At 37.5% G+C, this 18735-nt stretch carries 13 protein-coding genes, 6 tRNA genes, 1 pseudogene and 1 riboswitch; of the genes and pseudogenes, 13 read left to right on the top strand and 7 right to left on the bottom strand.

The window, feature by feature from the left end:
* Window positions 1–153: 153 nt before the first annotated feature.
* Window positions 154–1167, top strand: a complete 1014-nt coding sequence (gene purR, locus AAFX60_008540) for an HTH-type transcriptional repressor PurR (protein ID XDF76812.1) — start codon at window positions 154–156, stop codon at window positions 1165–1167.
* A gap of 279 nt (window positions 1168–1446) precedes the next feature.
* A riboswitch (cyclic di-GMP riboswitch) is annotated at window positions 1447–1529 on the top strand.
* Window positions 1530–1656: 127 nt separating this feature from the next.
* Window positions 1657–2244, top strand: a complete 588-nt coding sequence (gene tfoY, locus AAFX60_008545; protein XDF76813.1) for a DNA transformation protein TfoY — start codon at window positions 1657–1659, stop codon at window positions 2242–2244.
* Window positions 2245–2322: 78 nt separating this feature from the next.
* Here the strand turns inward: tfoY and AAFX60_008550 are convergent, their stop codons facing one another.
* Window positions 2323–3060, bottom strand: a complete 738-nt coding sequence (locus AAFX60_008550; GenBank protein XDF76814.1) for a hypothetical protein — start codon at window positions 3058–3060, stop codon at window positions 2323–2325.
* Between the two features lie 107 nt (window positions 3061–3167).
* Between AAFX60_008550 and AAFX60_008555 the strand changes: the two are divergent.
* Window positions 3168–3468, top strand: a pseudogene (locus tag AAFX60_008555) (MGMT family protein).
* Between the two features lie 69 nt (window positions 3469–3537).
* Here AAFX60_008555 and AAFX60_008560 read toward each other — a convergent pair.
* Entirely contained in the window at window positions 3538–4041 is a 504-nt protein-coding gene (locus AAFX60_008560) for a YbaY family lipoprotein (protein ID XDF76815.1), read from the bottom strand.
* Between the two features lie 232 nt (window positions 4042–4273).
* On the opposite strand from AAFX60_008560, the gene tesB reads away from it, so the two are divergent.
* A complete protein-coding gene (gene tesB / locus AAFX60_008565; protein XDF76816.1) occupies window positions 4274–5137 on the top strand; it encodes an acyl-CoA thioesterase II in 864 nt (287 codons plus the stop codon).
* Window positions 5138–5199: 62 nt separating this feature from the next.
* Here the strand turns inward: tesB and AAFX60_008570 are convergent, their stop codons facing one another.
* Window positions 5200–5667, bottom strand: coding sequence for an Lrp/AsnC family transcriptional regulator (locus tag AAFX60_008570; protein XDF76817.1), 468 nt, complete (start codon window positions 5665–5667; stop codon window positions 5200–5202).
* Window positions 5668–5786: 119 nt separating this feature from the next.
* Between AAFX60_008570 and AAFX60_008575 the strand changes: the two genes are divergently transcribed.
* Window positions 5787–6851, top strand: a complete 1065-nt coding sequence (locus tag AAFX60_008575; protein XDF76818.1) for a PLP-dependent cysteine synthase family protein — start codon at window positions 5787–5789, stop codon at window positions 6849–6851.
* A 129-nt stretch (window positions 6852–6980) separates the two neighbouring features.
* A complete protein-coding gene (gene queC / locus AAFX60_008580; GenBank protein XDF76819.1) occupies window positions 6981–7664 on the top strand; it encodes a 7-cyano-7-deazaguanine synthase QueC in 684 nt (227 codons plus the stop codon).
* 79 nt (window positions 7665–7743) lie between these two features.
* Here the strand turns inward: queC and vexH are convergent, their stop codons facing one another.
* Both vexH and AAFX60_008590 read right to left on the bottom strand, forming a co-directional pair.
* Window positions 7744–10854, bottom strand: a complete 3111-nt coding sequence (gene vexH / locus AAFX60_008585; protein ID XDF76820.1) for a vibriobactin export RND transporter permease subunit VexH — start codon at window positions 10852–10854, stop codon at window positions 7744–7746.
* Window positions 10855–10856: 2 nt separating this feature from the next.
* Window positions 10857–11903, bottom strand: a complete 1047-nt coding sequence (locus tag AAFX60_008590; GenBank protein XDF76821.1) for an efflux RND transporter periplasmic adaptor subunit — start codon at window positions 11901–11903, stop codon at window positions 10857–10859.
* A 304-nt stretch (window positions 11904–12207) separates the two neighbouring features.
* Between AAFX60_008590 and AAFX60_008595 the strand changes: the two genes are divergently transcribed.
* The 7 genes from AAFX60_008595 (at window position 12208) to AAFX60_008625 (ending at window position 13512) form a co-directional block, all read left to right on the top strand.
* Window positions 12208–12291, top strand: a tRNA-Tyr gene (locus AAFX60_008595).
* A gap of 82 nt (window positions 12292–12373) precedes the next feature.
* Window positions 12374–12457, top strand: a tRNA-Tyr gene (locus AAFX60_008600).
* Window positions 12458–12539: 82 nt separating this feature from the next.
* Window positions 12540–12623, top strand: a tRNA-Tyr gene (locus AAFX60_008605).
* Between the two features lie 82 nt (window positions 12624–12705).
* A tRNA-Tyr gene (locus AAFX60_008610) sits at window positions 12706–12789 on the top strand.
* Between the two features lie 82 nt (window positions 12790–12871).
* Window positions 12872–12955: transfer RNA gene (locus AAFX60_008615), tRNA-Tyr, on the top strand.
* An 82-nt stretch (window positions 12956–13037) separates the two neighbouring features.
* A tRNA-Tyr gene (locus AAFX60_008620) sits at window positions 13038–13120 on the top strand.
* 203 nt (window positions 13121–13323) lie between these two features.
* The gene (locus AAFX60_008625) at window positions 13324–13512 is read left to right on the top strand and encodes a hypothetical protein (protein XDF76822.1); all 189 of its coding nucleotides are present in this window, start codon (window positions 13324–13326) and stop codon (window positions 13510–13512) included.
* A 378-nt stretch (window positions 13513–13890) separates the two neighbouring features.
* Here AAFX60_008625 and AAFX60_008630 read toward each other — a convergent pair whose 3' ends face one another.
* Together AAFX60_008630 and AAFX60_008635 are read right to left on the bottom strand one after the other, a co-directional pair.
* Complete coding sequence (locus tag AAFX60_008630) at window positions 13891–16608, bottom strand: NB-ARC domain-containing protein (GenBank protein XDF76823.1); 2718 nt, start codon at window positions 16606–16608, stop codon at window positions 13891–13893.
* 224 nt (window positions 16609–16832) lie between these two features.
* Window positions 16833–18719 carry a hypothetical protein gene (locus AAFX60_008635; GenBank protein XDF76824.1) on the bottom strand — a complete coding sequence of 629 codons (1887 nt, stop codon included), beginning with the start codon at window positions 18717–18719 and terminating at the stop codon, window positions 16833–16835.
* Between the last annotated feature and the right edge of the window lie 16 nt (window positions 18720–18735).

Genomic DNA, 18735 nt, shown 5'->3' on the forward strand with positions numbered 1-18735 from the left:
AAAATTTGTATTGAAATGAAAACCGCATTTTACGCGGTTTTTTTCATTTTTAACCAGGGCCTATTTATCTTCCATCAGTTCTTCTAGTTTAGAGCGACACCTTTTTTTGTTGGAAAATAAATAGCCCCTTATTACCTATTATAAGGTTTATATATGGCTACTATTAAAGATGTGGCGAAGCTGGCAGCAGTTTCAACAACCACCGTTTCTCACGTGATAAATAAAACACGATTTGTTGCTGAAGCAACACAAAAACGTGTTTGGGAAGCAGTTGAAGAATTAAACTATGCTCCAAGTGCGGTAGCACGTAGCTTAAAGTGTAATACGACACGTACTATTGGTATGTTAGTAACACAATCATTTAACCCATTTTTTGCAGAAGTAATGCATGGTGTTGAAAACTATTGTTACAAGCAAGGCTACACGCTATTCATGTGTAATACTGAAGGCGACCTAGAAAAACAAAAACACTATTTGAGAATGTTGGCGGAAAAACGAGTAGATGGCCTACTTGTAATGTGTTCAGATCTAAATGAACAATTACTGACCTTGCTTGAAAAGAACACCGAGCTACCAATGGTTATTATGGACTGGGGTCCTGATAGCCCGCGTACAGACAAGATCATTGATAATTCAGAAGAAGGCGGTTATTTAGCGACGAAGCATCTTATTGAAAATGGTCACACTCATATTGCGTGCATTACAGGTCAAGCTGATAAAGTGACTTGTAAAGAACGTGTTCGTGGTTTTGAAAGAGCTCATAACGATGCAAATTTAACCTTTAATCCTGAATGGATTTTAGAGGGCGATTTTGAATGTGCTTCTGCATCTAGAGCCGTTGATAAGATTCTCGCTATTGAAGAAGATAAACGCCCTACAGCTTTATTCTGTTTTAACGATATTATGGCATTAGCTGCCATTAGCAAGATTCAACAATCTGGTTTACGTGTACCTGAAGATATTTCAGTTATCGGTTATGACAACATTGAATTGTCTGCGTATTTCTCACCACCATTAACAACAATCCATCAACCTAAACGCCGTGTAGGTAAAACAGCAGTTGAGATTTTGTTAGAGCGAATTAAAGATAAAGATCATGAAAGACGCGTATTTGAAATGCAACCAGAGGTTGTTACACGTAGTAGTGTTTCAAACCGCCTTAAATAATCAATCTAACGCATAATTTGAGATTCAAAAAAAAGCCATACTATTAAAGTGTGGCTTCTTTTATTATTAAATATTGTTTACCTAATTCTCAATAATAAAAAATACATAAACACAGATTATTGATCTCTGAATTTTTATAAATATCAACATTTAAATTATTAATTTTGAGAAAAGTTGAACCGACTTAACAAATTTATGTAAGTATTTTCTGGATCAATATCACACTTTTGTGTTTTTCCGTTCAAACTTTTGTTATTGATTGCTATATCATCAATCTTGTCACGAACATGGCAAACTACATGAAAATGTAGGACGCAAAGCTTCCGGCCTAAGTATTTATATAAGGTAGCGGGGTTGCCGACGGCAAGTGGTCGATTCTATCCCTTGTTAATTTTTACGTTAAAATAACAATACTTAGTTTTCAACTTGCTACTATTTCTCGGGCTCAGTTGTTTAGTGACATAGACTTACTAACCGAGAATTATTGCAATGGATAAACCAGTATTAAAAGACTCACTTCGTCTACTATCTTCACTAGGAAAGATCACTTCTCGCTCTATGTTTGGGGGATTTGGAATCTTCATTGACGACACCATGTTTGCTCTTGTAGTTCAAGATAAGCTTCATTTAAGAGCAAGTGACGAAACAATTAACTTATTTAAAGAACAAGGCTTTGAACCATACGTTTATAAAAAACGTGGATTCCCAGTTGTGACAAAATATTTTGCTATATCTCCTGAATGTTGGGATGAACCAGATTCAATTTTGATTCAAGCAGTTGTTGCTTTAGATGTAGCGAAAAAAGATAAAGAAAAACAAAAATCAGCAGGTCCTTCTCGTATTAAAGATTTACCTAATTTACGACTTGCAACAGAAAGAATGCTGAAAAAAGCCGGAATTACAACAGTTGAAGAACTGAAAAATACTGGCTCTGTAAATGCTTATAAAGCTATACAGCAAACGCATTCAAGTTCAGTAAGTGATGAATTATTATGGTCTTTAGAAGGGGCTATAAAAGGAATGCACTGGTCTGTAATTTCTGCCGAAACACGTAATGAATTAAGAAAACAACTATAATTAATATTGTTTTAGATTCATTTTTATTATGTTGTATTCTATAGTGCATAGAATACAACATAATCACTACTATCAGCCTTAATCTACAGGCTCTTCATCTACCTGCATCATAAAATCAGTAATCCAACCAATTAATAATATCATTAGCCAAGAAACCATAATTGAATTTGGTACTTCAAACTTTGGCGAAATAATTAATGTAGAAAAACCAATAACAGGTAAAAGCCAAGATAGCATAGGTAACCAATTTCTATACTTTGAACGTCCTACACTTTGTAAACAAACGATTAAGCCTGTAATTGATAAAGCCACCAAAGCGGCATGTTGTAATCCCCCTATCCATAAAGGAATAACAAGGATCAACGGCCACCAAGCATTTCTATTCACTGGTTTCCAACTTCTTGCTGCTATCCATACTAAAGTTACACAAACAATTTGAGCTAATGTCGCCCAAGCACTCCCTCCGAGTTTTTCTTCATATTGTAAAGCCATGATCCCAGCTTGCATCGCAATAACAACAGCAGCAATAAATACGATTAAGTGTATGCTTTTACGGTGTGAAAAGATCACCATTAATAATGGAAACAAAGTCCAAACAGAAATAGATAATGGCATTGGTTGGTATTGGAGCGTAAAACCAAATAATGATAAGCCAATTAACAATACCCAAGTAGCAACCCCTCCTTGAGGGATTAACCATAAAATTGGTATCGCTAAAGCTAATAATGGAAGGTCTCCACCACTTACTCCAAATGCTAAAACACCAACAATAACTAAAACAAAACTCAAAATAATTGATAACACCGCTAGAAACATCGCTTTCCCTCCATGGTTCAGAGTTGTTCACTTTGTTACTATTTCAGTGTAGCGTTATTCATCATCTTTATCACTGACCCACTTCACTTTTTATTAAGGCCACCTTTATGAATGAATTTACACAAAGCATTTATATGAACTTAGCGCAAATACCTAAAGGCCGAATCATCAGTTATGGACAATTAGCAAAACTTGCTGGTTACCCTAACCATTCAAGACACGTTGGAAAAATTAGCAAAGCTACCAAAAGACACAACTCTGCCATGGCATCGGGTTGTCAATTCTCAGGGGAAGATTTCGTTATCTGGTGACAGTTTCTATAAACAAAAAGAAAGATTAGAAAAGGAAGGAATTGCTATTTGTGAGAATGGAAAAATAATGAATTTTAAGCAAGTAATAATGCAATAAGTCACATTACTACTTGCTCTACCTATTCAAATAAGTAATCACTTACTCGAATTAGGAATAACCATTAAATTACTGACGAACGCCCTTCAGTAATAGATCTTGATTCAGCGTTGTTGCTTCATCAGTAATTACTGCATAGTTCGTGTCTGTAGTAAAACGTAATTTACCATCAACTTTAATTGTTGCACGTACCGCATAACGGTGATTAGCTTGAATATCTGCAGTATTGAACTCTAAAGAGTAAGCGAATGGAGATGAATTTTCACCTACTTCAAACGTTTGCTCTGTGATAGTTTTCGATGGTGCATCAGCTAAAGAAATATCCTCTAAAGTAACAGTTACAACCGCATTTGCAGGTAATGCAATACGCTCACGGTAACCTACTGTACCCGTTACTGATTGCGTTGCAGCTGCTTCTACTGGTGCTACTTCTGACTCAACAAGTTCCACTTGCTCAACCACTTCTTGTTGTGGTGCAGCTGTTGTTTCTTTTTCTGATTTATCAGATGAATTGCAACCGACCATTGTTAATCCTGTAACGACTGATAAAGCTACTAGTAATGACTTTTTCATTTTATTCTCTCTAATTTAATTGCCATTCAAAACCACGCTGAATATAGACTGATTATTTATATCTGTCTCTCTATTCTCGATATCTTTGACACAAAACTGACTCAATAAGCTTATTATTACAGTGATTTGATATAAACTTATCTTTAATTAACATTATATTTAACTTATTGAACTCAATCTGAATATCTTTAAAATAGAGTTATTATTTGAGAGTGATCATACAGGCCAAAAAATGAACCAACCACTTAACGAATTACTTAACTTGCTACAGCTAGAGCAATTAGAGCAGGGTCTTTTCCGAGGACAAAGCGAACATTTAGGTCTACCACAAGTTTATGGTGGTCAAGTTATTGGACAAGCACTTTCAGCAGCTCGCTATACGGTTGATAATGATAGAACTGTTCATTCATTTCATAGCTACTTTCTTTACCCTGGTGACCCTGAAAAAGCCATTATCTATGATGTTGAAAACTTACGAGATGGCCGAAGTTTCAGTACTCGTCGTGTAAAAGCCATTCAAAATGGTCGCCCTATTTTCTATCTAACGGCTTCTTATCATGGAGATGAGCCTGGGTTTGAGCATCAATCTCACATGCCTGAAATCGCAGGTCCTGAAAACTTTGCATCAGAAACTCAATTAGCTGAGGCGATCAAACACGTTTTACCACCAGCGGTACAAAAAATATTCTGTGGTGAAAAACCAATCGAAGTTCGTCCAGTCAACATTGTGAATCCACTTGCTCCGAAAAAAGCGGCACCAACTCAGCATCTCTGGATTAAAGCAAACGGTGAATTACCTGATAACCAATTAATTCATCAATACTTATTAGCTTATGCATCTGATTGGGGCTTTTTACCAACGGCTCTTCACCCACATGAAGTGAGTTTATTAACTCCTAACTTCCAAGTGGCTACGATTGATCACTCAATGTGGTTCCACCGTCCATTCAAAATGGATGAATGGCTGCTTTATTCAATTGAAAGCACTAATGCAAGTGGCTCTCGTGGACTGGTAAGAGGGGAAATATTCAATCAGAAAGGTCAACTTGTTGCTTCTGCTATGCAAGAAGGCGTAATGAGAATGAAGAAAAAATAGGCATTCCCATCTTTTCTATTGGTCAGGCTATCGTTGCCTGACCTGCTTATTTGAATATCAGATTATAACGGTAATTCAGTCGTGTATTTCAACGGCTCCATAGCAAATGTGCTGGTTACATTTGATATGCCATCAATACTATTAACCAACTTCTTATAAAACCCATCAAAAGCTTTCATGTCTTCCGCAAGAACTTTCATCATATAATCGTACTCTCCTGCCATTCGATAAAATTCCATAACTTCAGGGAAATCTGACACAGTATCAACAAATCGGTTATACCATTCTTGTGAATGATTCGACGTTTTAATCAAAACAAACGCATTAAAGCTCAAGCCTAACTTTTCAGGGTTAAGTAACGCTACTTTCTTTTCAATAATGCCTTCTTCTTCAAGTCTCTTTAATCGTTTCCAACACGGTGTTGTGGTCAAATTAACGGCATCAGCTAACTCTTGTAATGAGACCGTGCAATCCTTTTGCAATAATGAAAGTAAAGTTGTATCTACCTTATCTAGCTCATGCTTCCCCATAAAAACCTCACTATAGAAAATTTTTCTATTTTATTGCCAATATGAAGTAAATATAGCAAAGTTTTTCTCATCGAACAGCGGTAAATTATTCACATAGTCACTTTTAAAGGAAAATCATTATGTGTACCGATCATAATTGGATAAATAACGCTATTCGTAAAATTGAAGCAGATTACCAACGCTCTGCTGATACGCATCTTATTAAACTTGATTTGCCTATGCTTGAAGGTATCGATGTATACCTAAAAGATGAAAGTACACATCCAACAGGTTCTCTTAAACACCGTTTAGCACGCTCTCTATTTCTTTATGCTATTTCTAACGGTTGGATTGGTCCAAACACACCAATTATCGAATCATCATCTGGCAGCACAGCCGTATCAGAAGCGTATTTTGCGCGTTTATTAGGTTTGCCATTCATTGCCGTTGTACCTCGTAAAACGGCAACGAAAAAAATTGAAATGATTAAATTTTATGGCGGCCAAGCGCACTTTGTAGAACGTTCTGATGAAATCTACGCTGAATCTCGCCGTCTAGCAGAAGAATTGAATGGCCACTACATGGACCAATTTACTTATGCTGAACGTGCCACTGACTGGCGTGGTAACAACAACATTGCGGATAGTATTTTCCGTCAAATGAAATTAGAAGACCATCCAGAACCAACATGGGTTGTAATGAACCCTGGCACAGGTGGTACTTCAGCAACAATCGGTCGCTTTATCCGTTATCAAAAATACAATACAAAACTGTGCGTTGTTGACCCTGAAAATTCCGTTTTCCATGATTTCTATAAAACAGGCAATAAAGAGCTAACATTAGATGCTGGAAGTAAGATTGAAGGAATTGGTCGCCCTCGCGTAGAACCAAGTTTTATTCCTGGTGTTATTGATGAAATGCGCACTATCTCGGATGTTGCTAGTGTCGCTACTGCCCGTTGGTTAGAAGGCATTCTTGGTCGTAAGGCCGGTGCTTCTACAGGTACTAACCTATTTGGTGCATTACAACTCGCTTGTGAAATGCAACAACGTGGAGAGAAAGGTTCTATTGTCACTCTATTATGTGATAGTGGTGAGCGATACCTTGATACCTATTATAACGATAAGTGGGTTACGAATAATATTGGCGATTTAACACCAACTTTAGCCCTATTGGCTAATTTTGAGAAAACAGGTCAACTGTAAAGCAAAGTTATAATAATATCGTCAGTTTGGCTTAACACCATTTATTGGTATTAACCGCAAAGCCATCGATTATCGATGGCTTTTTTATTACAATATCAATAAATAACTCTACTGAGATTTCCTATTATTATGTCGACTGCAATCGTTGTATTTAGTGGCGGACAAGATTCCACCACCTGTTTAATTCAAGCATTAACTCAATATGATCATGTTCATTGTATTACTTTTGATTATGGCCAACGTCATAATCAAGAGATTGAAGTAGCTAAAAAAGTCGCTATTGAACTTGGTGCAGCTTCTCATAAAGTCATGGATGTCGGCTTATTAAATGAATTAGCCGTTAGTTCACTTACTCGTGACAACATTCCTGTTTCTCATGAACTTCAAGAAAATGGCCTACCAAACTCTTTCGTTCCCGGTCGTAATATTCTCTTCTTAACGCTTGCGGGCATCTATGCGTATCAATTAGGCGCTGAAGCCGTCATTACAGGTGTCTGTGAGACGGATTTCTCAGGTTACCCAGATTGTCGTGATGAGTTCGTAAAATCCATTAACCAATCACTTGTTCTTGGTATGGATCGCCAGCTAGAAATTAAAACACCACTAATGTGGTTAAATAAAGCCGAAACATGGGCCCTTGCTGATAAATATGGCAAATTAGACTATGTTCGAAATAATACTCTAACCTGTTATAACGGTGTGATTGGTGACGGTTGTGGCGATTGCCCATCGTGTGATTTGCGAAAAAATGGCTTAGATTCTTACCTAGAAAATAAAGAATCTGTAATGGCTGATTTAGAATCTAAACTCTAAAAAAAACATTATCTCTATTTAGAAAAAATAAGGCCACCACGATTAAGTGATGGCCTTTTTATTTACTTAAAAACCAATATTAATGGGAAATTCGCCCTTTAATATCATGATCTAATTCTTTATTTAATAGATCCTCAACATAACCTGGAGAATGGGTTCCCCCCGAAATTAAGCGATACATTGCAGGAATAACAAACAAGGTTACCAAGGTCGCAAATGCCATACCAAAGAAAATGACCGTACCAACCGCTACTCGGCTTTCATAGCCAGCACCCGTTGATACAATCAATGGAATTGCACCAGCAAGTGTTGTAAATGCGGTCATTAGAATAGGTCGTAAACGTCGAGCAGAGGCATCTACAATCGCCTGTTCAAGTTCAACGCCTTTATCTCGTAGTTGGTTGGCAAATTCCACGATTAAAATACCGTTTTTAGTCACCATACCAATTAGCATGATCATGCCGATCTGACTATAAATATTCAGGCCTTGATTCATTAACAGCAAACCTAAGAAACCACCAAATACCCCCATTGGCACCGTAAACATAACAACCAACGGGTTAATAAAGCTTTCAAACTGTGCTGCCAGTACCAAATAAGCCACTAATAGAGCTAAGCCAAACACAACAAGAATACTAGATTGGTTCTCTTTAAAATCTTTAGATTCGCCTGTATAACCAACAGATATATCACTTGGTAATATCTCAATCGCCTTCGCATCCAAATAATTCAATGCGTCACCTAAGGTTGCACCATCCTTTAAATTAGCACTTAAGGTAATCGATTTTTGCTTATTAATATGTGATAAACGAATAGCCGATGCGACTTCATTAATCTTAGTGACCGTATCAAGTGTCACCAAATCCCCTGAAGACGTTCGCATATAAATCTGACTTAGATCAGCAGCATTATTAAAACTGTTTTCATCGCCGCGAAGATAAACATCATATTCTTCTCCACGCTCAACAAATGTGGTTTCACTTTTACCACCGAGCATAATTTCAAGGGTATCCGAAATATCAGAGATCTTAATACCTAACTCCGCAGCACGGTGGCGATCAACCGATACCACTAATTCAGGTGTTTTTTCTGAATAGTTAATATCAGCACCTTCCATTAATGGACTGTTATTCGCTTCTGCTTTTAATATCTCGCCCCATTTTTGTAGCTCACTGTAATCTGAACCTCCCAAGACAAATTGAACCGGTTCGCTTGAGCCACCACGGAAGCCAGGCATCATTGGAAATACACGCACATCAGGAATATCAGCAAGTGCTTTTCGGATCACACCCAATCCTTGTTGAGCAGTTAAGTCACGATCTTCCCAGTCCTCTAGGATCATAATAACAAAACCCGTTTGATCCCCTGCATTACCACCAAACGCTGGTGATTGAATACTGAATGATTTCAAAAAGCCTTTACCCAATAATGGCATTAAACGCTCTTCAACAATATCCATATTCGAACTCATGCGATTGTAACTTGTTGCATCCGCACCTCGAACAAAAGCAAATAATACGCCACGGTCTTCCTGTGGTGTTAATTGAGATGGTACGTACTGCATCAAGCCATAACTACCACCAATACACGCAAGAATAATCACAGGAGCCAACAAACGCCACGCTACGGCTTTCGATACTGCTTTACGATAACTACGTTCTAATGCTGAGAAAACTTTATCGATAAATAAGTTAAAACGATTCGGCTTCACATTTGCTTTTAAAATCTTACTACCTAAAACAGGTGTCAGTGTTAACGCGATCAATGAAGAGAACAGAACTGACATAGCAAGTAATACTGAAAATTCAGTAAACAGCAAACCAACCATTCCATCCATAAATGAAATCGGTAAGAACACCATGACAAGCACTAAGGTCGTCGCAATAACGGCAAAACCTACTTCTCTCGCTCCTTTATAAGCAGCAAGTAATGGTGACTCTCCTTTTTCTAAATGATGGAAAATATTTTCAACTACTACAATGGCGTCATCCACCACCAAACCAATGGATAAAATCAACGCCATCAAGGTGATTAAGTTAATAGAGAAACCAAAGTAATAAGCGGCAATAAATGACGATATTAATGAAACAGGAACGGTTACCGCTGGGATCAAGGTTGCACGAGCTTGGCCAATAAATATATACAGAACCAGAATAACCAGCCCACCAGTAATAAATAGTGTGCTATATACCTCTGCAATTGAACGCTCGATAAATACCGTTGAGTCATAATCAATGGCTAAGCGAGTTCCTTTTGGCAAAAATTGCTGGATCTTAGCGACTTCTTCGTGAACTAAATTCGCCACATCTAATGGGTTGGCATCTGATTGAGGAACGATCCCCATACTAACGTTTACTACGCCATCACTTTTAAATGTTGAGTTTTCATTTTCTGCACCAATAAATACATCAGCAACATCTTTTAAATAAATCGGCGTTCCATCACTGGCTGTTTTCACCACCAAGTAATTAAAGTCTTCTGCCTTATTATATAAACGTTCAGTTCTAACCGACATGACTATGGCATCATTTCGAACTTCACCGCCAGGACTTTCAATATTTTCAGAACGAAGTGCTGCTGTAATGTCTGATGCCGTTACGCCACGTCCAGCCATTAAATCTGGTTGTAGCTTCACATACATCACTTTATAAAGGCCACCAGAGACATCAACAGAACTCACGCCAGTAATTAAGCTAAAACGGTCAACCAATACACGCTCGATGTAATCTGTTAACTCGGTTCTGTCCATTACACTTGAGCTTAGATTAATATAAAGAGAGGCTTCACCACTGCCGTTATTTTTAAATACAATAGGATCATCGGCTTCATCAGGTAAGCTACGTTGTGCACGGGCAACCGCATCACGAATATCACTCACTCCAGTATTTAAATCATACCCTAGATCAAAAGTAATCATGATACGAGACATGCTATTTCGCGTAGTAGACTCGATTTCATCAATCCCACTGATACCAGAGAGCTGGTCTTCTAATACCGTTGTAATTTGGCTTTCAATAATAGTTGCAGAGGCTCCCTCATAACGAGTACTGATCGAAACAACTGGGCTTTCAATATCAGGCATTTCACGAACAGCCAATTTACTGAACGACACCGCACCAAATACACACAACAGCAAACTTAAAACAATGGCTACCACTGGTCTTTTTACTGAAACATCAGATAACCACATGATTACTGTACCTCAGTTTTATTTTGTTCAAGTTGTTTAACCGTCACACCATCACGCATGTTAACTAAACCTTGAACTACAATTTCATCACCTACATTTAAACCACTAGCGATGACAACACGGTTTTCAACACGAGCGCCTAAAGTAACTTCGGTGCGAATTGCTTTGTTATCTTCACCTACAACATACACATAACGCTTAGTACCAGAGTACTCTAAAGCTTGAACAGGAATAATAGGTGCATTAATAGCAGGGAAATCTAACGTCGCAGCCATCAGCATTCCCGGTTTCATTTTCAGATCTTTATTAGGGAATTCAATACGAACACGTAAATTCAACGTTTCTGCATTTATTCGCGAATCAACACCTATCAGTTTTCCTGAAAACACTGAGTTTTCCCACGCTTGACTCGTTGCTTCTACATTCATACCAACAGAAAGCATTGATAGGTAACGTTCCGGTACTTGTAAATCAAGCTGCATAACAGATAAATTATCTAAGGTTAGCAGCTCCGTACCGGCACTCACCATTTTGCCTCGGCTAAAATCAATAAAACCAACAGTACCAGCAAAAGGAGCAGAGATATGAAGATCAGATAAATCAGCATTAGCTGCATCTAAACGAGCTTGAGCAATATCAACGCTAGCTTTTTGCCCATCAATTTCGGTTTGAGTAATGGCATTCTTTTTCGCTAAGCGCTGAAATTCAGTTAATTTACGTTTTTCATCATTTAAATAAGCACGAGCCTCTTTAATAGCTGCAATTGCCTTATCGTCATTAAGTTGAACAACTAACTGCCCTTTTCTTACGTTTTGGTTCGCTTTAACTGCAATACGCTCAATCTTTCCAGCAACCTCAGGAGAGATCACAACAGACTCAGAAGCCTTTAGTTTTCCGATTAATGATAATGATTGAGATATTTCATGAGTTGCCACTTCTTCAGAAAGAACAGCAACCGACTGATTTCCTCTTGTTTTCTTAGCATAAGAAGGAGTTGATAAAGTGCATGCTAATAAAACAACAAGAGCGATAGACTTAGTTTTATTCATATTGATACTTATAATCTAAATGATGGAATTAATTTCTGGTCATAGTTTACCAAGGTAAAGACCTTTTGTTCGTCAATGAATGTAAAGATGACGAAATAAACTGTAAAAACAACTGCTTCTATATGACTGATATTGAGTTATTTTGTTCCGATATGGCGAATTTTACTCCTTTTTGACGAAAAACCCATCATTCAAACCAAAAATCAAAGAAAAGTGCTTTACAGAAAAACGAAGTTTGCTATTATTCGCTCCGCACTTGGCAAGGTCGTTGGGAAAACTCTCGCTAAGTATAAAAATTCTCGTTGGAGGGGTTCCCGAGTGGCCAAAGGGAGCAGACTGTAAATCTGCCGCGAAAGCTTCGATGGTTCGAATCCGTCCCCCTCCACCATTATTCAGTTAATTGATACGTCAGTTAACACACTTGATTACTCCTTTGGGAAAAGAGTTAGTTAAGTATAAAAATACCCGCTGGAGGGGTTCCCGAGTGGCCAAAGGGAGCAGACTGTAAATCTGCCGCGAAAGCTTCGATGGTTCGAATCCGTCCCCCTCCACCATTATTCAGTTAATTGATACGTCAGTTAACACACTTGATTGCTCCTTTGGGAAAAGAGTTAATTAAGTATAAAAATACCCGCTGGAGGGGTTCCCGAGTGGCCAAAGGGAGCAGACTGTAAATCTGCCGCGAAAGCTTCGATGGTTCGAATCCGTCCCCCTCCACCATTATTCAGTTAATTGATACGTCAGTTAACACACTTGATTGCTCCTTTGGGAAAAGAGTTAATTAAGTATAAAAATACCCGCTGGAGGGGTTCCCGAGTGGCCAAAGGGAGCAGACTGTAAATCTGCCGCGAAAGCTTCGATGGTTCGAATCCGTCCCCCTCCACCATTATTCAGTTAATTGATACGTCAGTTAACACACTTGATTATTCCTTTGGGAAAAGAGTTAATTAAGTATAAAAATACCCGCTGGAGGGGTTCCCGAGTGGCCAAAGGGAGCAGACTGTAAATCTGCCGCGAAAGCTTCGATGGTTCGAATCCGTCCCCCTCCACCATTATTCAGTTAATTGATTCATCAGTTAACACACTTGATTACTCCTTTGGGAAAAGAGTTAATTAAGTATAAAAATACCCGCTGGAGGGGTTCCCGAGTGGCCAAAGGGAGCAGACTGTAAATCTGCCGCGAAAGCTTCGATGGTTCGAATCCGTCCCCTCCACCATTATTTATCTCGTAAGAGATCGGAAGGCCAATTCAGAAATGAGTTGGCTTTTTTTGTGCCTGTAATACCTACCTATCAATTATCCTCCGCAATTATCTGAATAGCTATTGGTATAAATTTTATCCCTAAATACCCCTTGCCAAAATAACTGTATAAATATACAGTTACTCTGTTTTATTAAATATAGAAATAGAGGCATTACAATGCACATTGCACAAGTTCAAAAGCAGCAAGAACCGTCACAATGGAAAACATGTAGCTTATGTAATAAAGAGGCTTTTTGTCATCCTTCTACTAGCGTCACAATGGCTTGGATAAAAGCAGGTTTAGGTCAACAAAAATGCACGTGGCGCTGTGAGACATGCCAGCCAAGCGCTAGATTATTAAACTAAACTTACATGATTTAATGCCAAATAATGTTAGTATCATTATATTAGAGATCCTTGCTCAACTAGGATTGATTATATTTATAAGGACTTGATAACCTAATGAAAGTAATAAGCTTTAATATAAACTACATATCAAAAACCAATACTTTCAATTAGTTAAAAAGGAAAACAAACAATATTGCCACAAGAATGACTACACCTTAAACTTCTTATACAAAAAAGCCCCTCAAATTAGGGGCTTTTTTATTTTATAACGTTATGTTTTTAATGAAGCAATAAAATTATAGTAAGACTGCATAAAAACACACTCAAAATACCAATAGCTATCAGCTGTAATTAGGGCTTATTATGTAGGTTCATAAGCCCTATTTTATTTCTCTACTAGTTTAAAATCTCAATATCTTCAGCAGTGAAGCCCTTATCATTTTTACCTGTTGTAAAACAGACTTCTATATTTTCTTCAACATTACGGTTGTCTAATATTGTTTTTGGCATCAAAGAGCTTCGGCTGAAAAAGTATCTAATGCTTTGAGAGTCTTCAGCAAAACCATATGATATTCCGCAATGACCTGGTACTAAGTTAACAATCTTACCATTGACTCTAGAACCAACTTCTTTAGTAAGAAGAGAATTAGATTTTATTAGAAATTGTTGTAACTTATATGAATTTTCTGTTTTATCTATATCTAATAAAATATTCAAGTGCTGCTTCAGCTCTCTTAAACAATCGATATTAAATTTTTCTATATGCGTATCAATAATGAATAAAATATTATTACTTACTGTATTGTCATCACTAAATTTGTAATACGATATGCTATCTTTGTAGGTTTTACATAATTTATCAATAATCGACTTATCGTAGTCATCTTCATCTAATGAACGTCCTATTATATCTACAGCTTTAGATAAGTTATTTTTTGCTTCAGTCCGATCTTTATGGCTTATATATTGTTCAGATGCTCTTCTTCGGCAATCAGATGATTGGTCGTATAAACTGATTCTGAATTTCTTATGTTTTGATATTTTTTTGTCAGATAGTATCTCATCATAAATTTTATTCGCTCCCTCATAGTTTCCCATGACTTTTAAAATAAATGCCAACTGGCTTTTACAAGGAATTGAATCTGGCTCAATTTTCAAAGCATACTGCAAATGTTCAATAGCATCTTCATACTGCTCTTCACTATTCAGAAATTTAGCATATGAATATCGAGCAATCATCGATTGTTCATTGTATTCAATGGCTGTATCGTACTCAGCTTGAGCTAACCATGGTTGGTCTTTTTGCAAAATATAACCATGTACACGGTAGCATTCGGAAAAATCAGGCATTAGAGCTTTGGCTTGTCTTACCTTTTCAATAGCATCTTCTATTTTTCTATTTGCATATAAAGTAAGTGCAGCACTTAAATAAGTAGCACAGATTTTTTGATCATTTGTATCCCATACAATATTTTTTGGATCAAACTCATAACTATGTTTTGATACGCCTTGCTCAGCTATGATGGTTCTTAAATTAGCTCGTCTTTCCTTAACAAGGTTATATATATCTTTCGTTATCGCGTTAATACTCTTTAAATAGCTTTCAGCTACGTTAGTTAGAATAAACTTTTGCTCATCAAATTTATCATCATCTGACGACATCAACATACTCGAATTTCGTAGTCTGTGAATAACTTCTTCTAGGGCAATATTGTGCATATCATCTAAAAAGAATCTCAACTCAACTAATGTTAAAGGCTTTCCGATACAAGCAACTACTAGTATTATTTTCTTTTCATCAACAGTTAACTTTTCATATAAGTTTTCAAAACAAAAACTTAAAGCATCTTTAAAGTTATCACTATTTTTATTTATGAGTTTTTTAGGATCAGCACCATAAGCATATGAACGAACATACCATCTAATTAACAATGGGTTATTAAATAGCCTCAAGCAAAGATCTTCTAGTTGTGCGTTATTCTTCTTAACTAAATCATTTACGTTCAATATTTTAGACATATTTCTAATTAGATTAATAGAAGATCGCTTGTCTAACTTATCTAATTTATAACGAAACTCTAATTCACCTAAAGCCATACGAGTGGTTATTAATACTTTAGAACCATCGGGAATATTAGCTAAAAAATGTCGAATTTTACTTGTAGAAATAGTTTCTAAGTTATCAATACAAAGTAAAACCTTAAACTCCCTCATATAAGATAAAATTTCATCTAGCATATCATCCATACTTTCAGTTTCAGTTTCATTCGCTAAAAAGTTACTGACGTGCTGAAATAACCCCATGCTGTCCGTAATGGCGTTATTTATTTGCCTTGCTCCATTTACTGTAAGTTCATTTGCTTTCAGTGTAACCCAAGTTATGATTTCAAACCTTGGCGAGTCATTTGAGTACTCTTCACATAAATCAAGCATGTCATACAAACATCGTTGAGATAATGCTGTTTTACCAATTCCTCCTTCTCCAACAATTGTGATAACTCTAGTATCAGAATGTAATAATTTATTGATAGAGTCTCTATCACTCACTCGCCCTAAAAATCCAGTATCATCGAATTCAACCATAGGTAAATTATGAAAAATTTGTTTCTTTTTTTCATCCCATGAATTTGGTGTACCAACAGTTGAAAGGTATGCTCGGTTATCTAGGTTATTTAAAACATTTTTAATTTGTCTAAATGTATTTGGAGGTGATTTTTTAAGTAATTCTGATGAAAACTGTCGTAATTCGAAAAAGTCTGTAGATTCTAGTGGCCTACTATGGCAAACCCGATTACGACAGGGAGATAGTAAATCAAGGTGTTCGCATATGAATACGATTATACTTTCACTTAATATTGCCTGATGTTTTTTTAGTTTATGCAGTATTTTTTGAGTATCTGAAAAATCAATATATTGGAGTAAATCTATTAACTCTGGTGAACTATTTTTTTCTTGTTCATGATCTCTGATATAGCGTTCAGATACTTTAACTTGTATATCTTGTGGGAGGCTTTCTACTTGCTCCGTTATCCTAAGTATAAAGTCACGTAAGTCTTGCTCAATAGAAGATATTAAACCAAAACATGATAGCCTGACGGTTGTTGTGTCACTCACATTTATTCCTTAATTTATCATAGTTAAGAATTATTATAACCACAAGATATCATACCATTAAGAATCATTCGCATTCCATATAAATATTATTATTTTAGGCGCGAGAATTTTTTATCATCGGCTGAATCTCCCTTCCCTCTTGTATACAGACAAATTCATTTATCACACTTCAAAACTCAACACCGAGGAGGGTCACACTCCTCGGCACTTTCAGCTTTGTTCTGTTAATAACTCATACTCATATTACCCACGTTCAAGCTTAAATCTGTGCCCTTCTCGCCTTTTGCTTTATCGATAGTGACTGGCTTATCTGATTTGATAGTAAGTGCCACTTCGGCTTGGCTTTTCACTGTTTGGTTGGTTAATGGAGTTGCTTTAGACATTGGGATTATGTTGCCTGATAAGCTTTGTTTTGGCTGATTATGATATGACGTTGCAATGGTTTGGTGTTGGCTTTCTGTGGTTGTGATACCTAGCTTCGTATTCTTATCCTTCATCTTACTCAGTTTGGTACTGAGCTTATCCACCTCTTTTCCGGCATCTTCCACTGAGGTTTTCCAACCATCAGGAATGAGTGCATCAGGCAGCATGTTTATCATGGATTTAATGCCATCCCATACCCAACCAATGGCTTGATTTACCGCTTTTAATATCACATCAAAACCAATGAACTTATCAATCAAGTAAGTAATAGCGACAGCTGCGGCACCAATGGCCGCCACCATTAACCCTATAGGGTTGGCCATGATGACCGCGTTTAATGCAATCAATGCCACTTTAAAAATGGCGACCGTCGCAATGATCCCTTTGAAGTGTTGAGAGGTGAACAAAATAATATTGCCTAAGAACTTAAAGCTCTCATAAAGGCCATTAACCGTTTTAATGATTTTCTCAATTAAGTCCGTGCGCCATTTGGCGTTCTTAAACTTAGTCGAGAACACGGTAAATGCTTCGGTAATTCTCTGCATCACAGGCGCCAGAGCGGCGAACTTGATAGAGCGAAGACTCTCTTGCACTTTTTGCAAAGCATCGTTATACGCTTCGGCCTTGGCAGCATCATCAGCTTTCGCTCCACCGCCAAGTGCATTGAACTCTTTTCGAGCTGCACCTAATCCTTCGGTCCCTTCACGAAGCATGATTAACATTTTACGACCATCTTGACCAAAGGCCGCATCCGCAAACGCCATTTGCTCTTGAGTGGTTTTTAGTTTTGAAAATGACACCAGTAATTTGTCGTATGCATCTTGAGTATCTTCGGCACTTTGCAACTCTCGATACAACGGGCTTTTCCCATTTTTCAAAAATGAGCCCATTGCACCTCGCCCTGTTTCTTGCAGCACACCAAGGCGTTTTGTAAATCGCACCATGGAAGCGCTCAAGGTATCAGAGCTCACCCCTGCGTGCTCTGCTTGTGATTGCATGGCTTGCAACTCTGAAATCGGTAGATTCAAGGTGTTTGAAGTTTTGGCCAACTTATCCATTTCAGAGGCAGTGCTGTTTATCTCATTAAATAGTCCGCCCATGCTCAAGCCACCAAGTAGCGCCGCCCCTTTGCCAACCGCTGCGGTGCGAAGGTTTGGCAACTTGATGGCTTTACTGAGTTTTTGGATCGGTGCCATAGCGGTTTTCAATCGCTTGTATTTTTTGCTCACCTCATCCACACGCTTTGCATGACGCATTTGGCTTTTCGATAAACGCTCAAACTCGTTATCCAGTTTATTAACGTTCACCCCTGCTTTTTGCATCTGCTTGCTTGTGCTTTTAAGTGTCTCTTCGTATTTATTTTGTTTCGCAGAGAGCGTGGCCACTTTCTCGGTTTGTTTTGCCAACCGATTCGTCAATGCGGCACTTGGCTCTTTTGTGCTCGCCATTTGTGCTTGGAGTTTATTTAATTTCTCAGTGGCTTCTTCACTTTCAAGCGCGTTCTTATCCAACTCTTTTTGAATTTTTTGATAAGAGGCGATCATCGCCATGGCGCTTGAGTCGTCTTTTTGTGCCTCTTGAATGCTTTTTATTTTCTTAGCGTAATGATCTGAATCGCTGCTCATCTCTTTTAATGGCTTGGTGGTTTTGTTCACCATGTCCATGACGACTGACAAATTCATTTTCATAAACAATCCCTTTCTT

The sequence above is a fragment of the Aliivibrio fischeri genome, assembly GCA_038993745.2.
Lineage (GTDB): Bacteria > Pseudomonadota > Gammaproteobacteria > Enterobacterales > Vibrionaceae > Aliivibrio > Aliivibrio fischeri_B.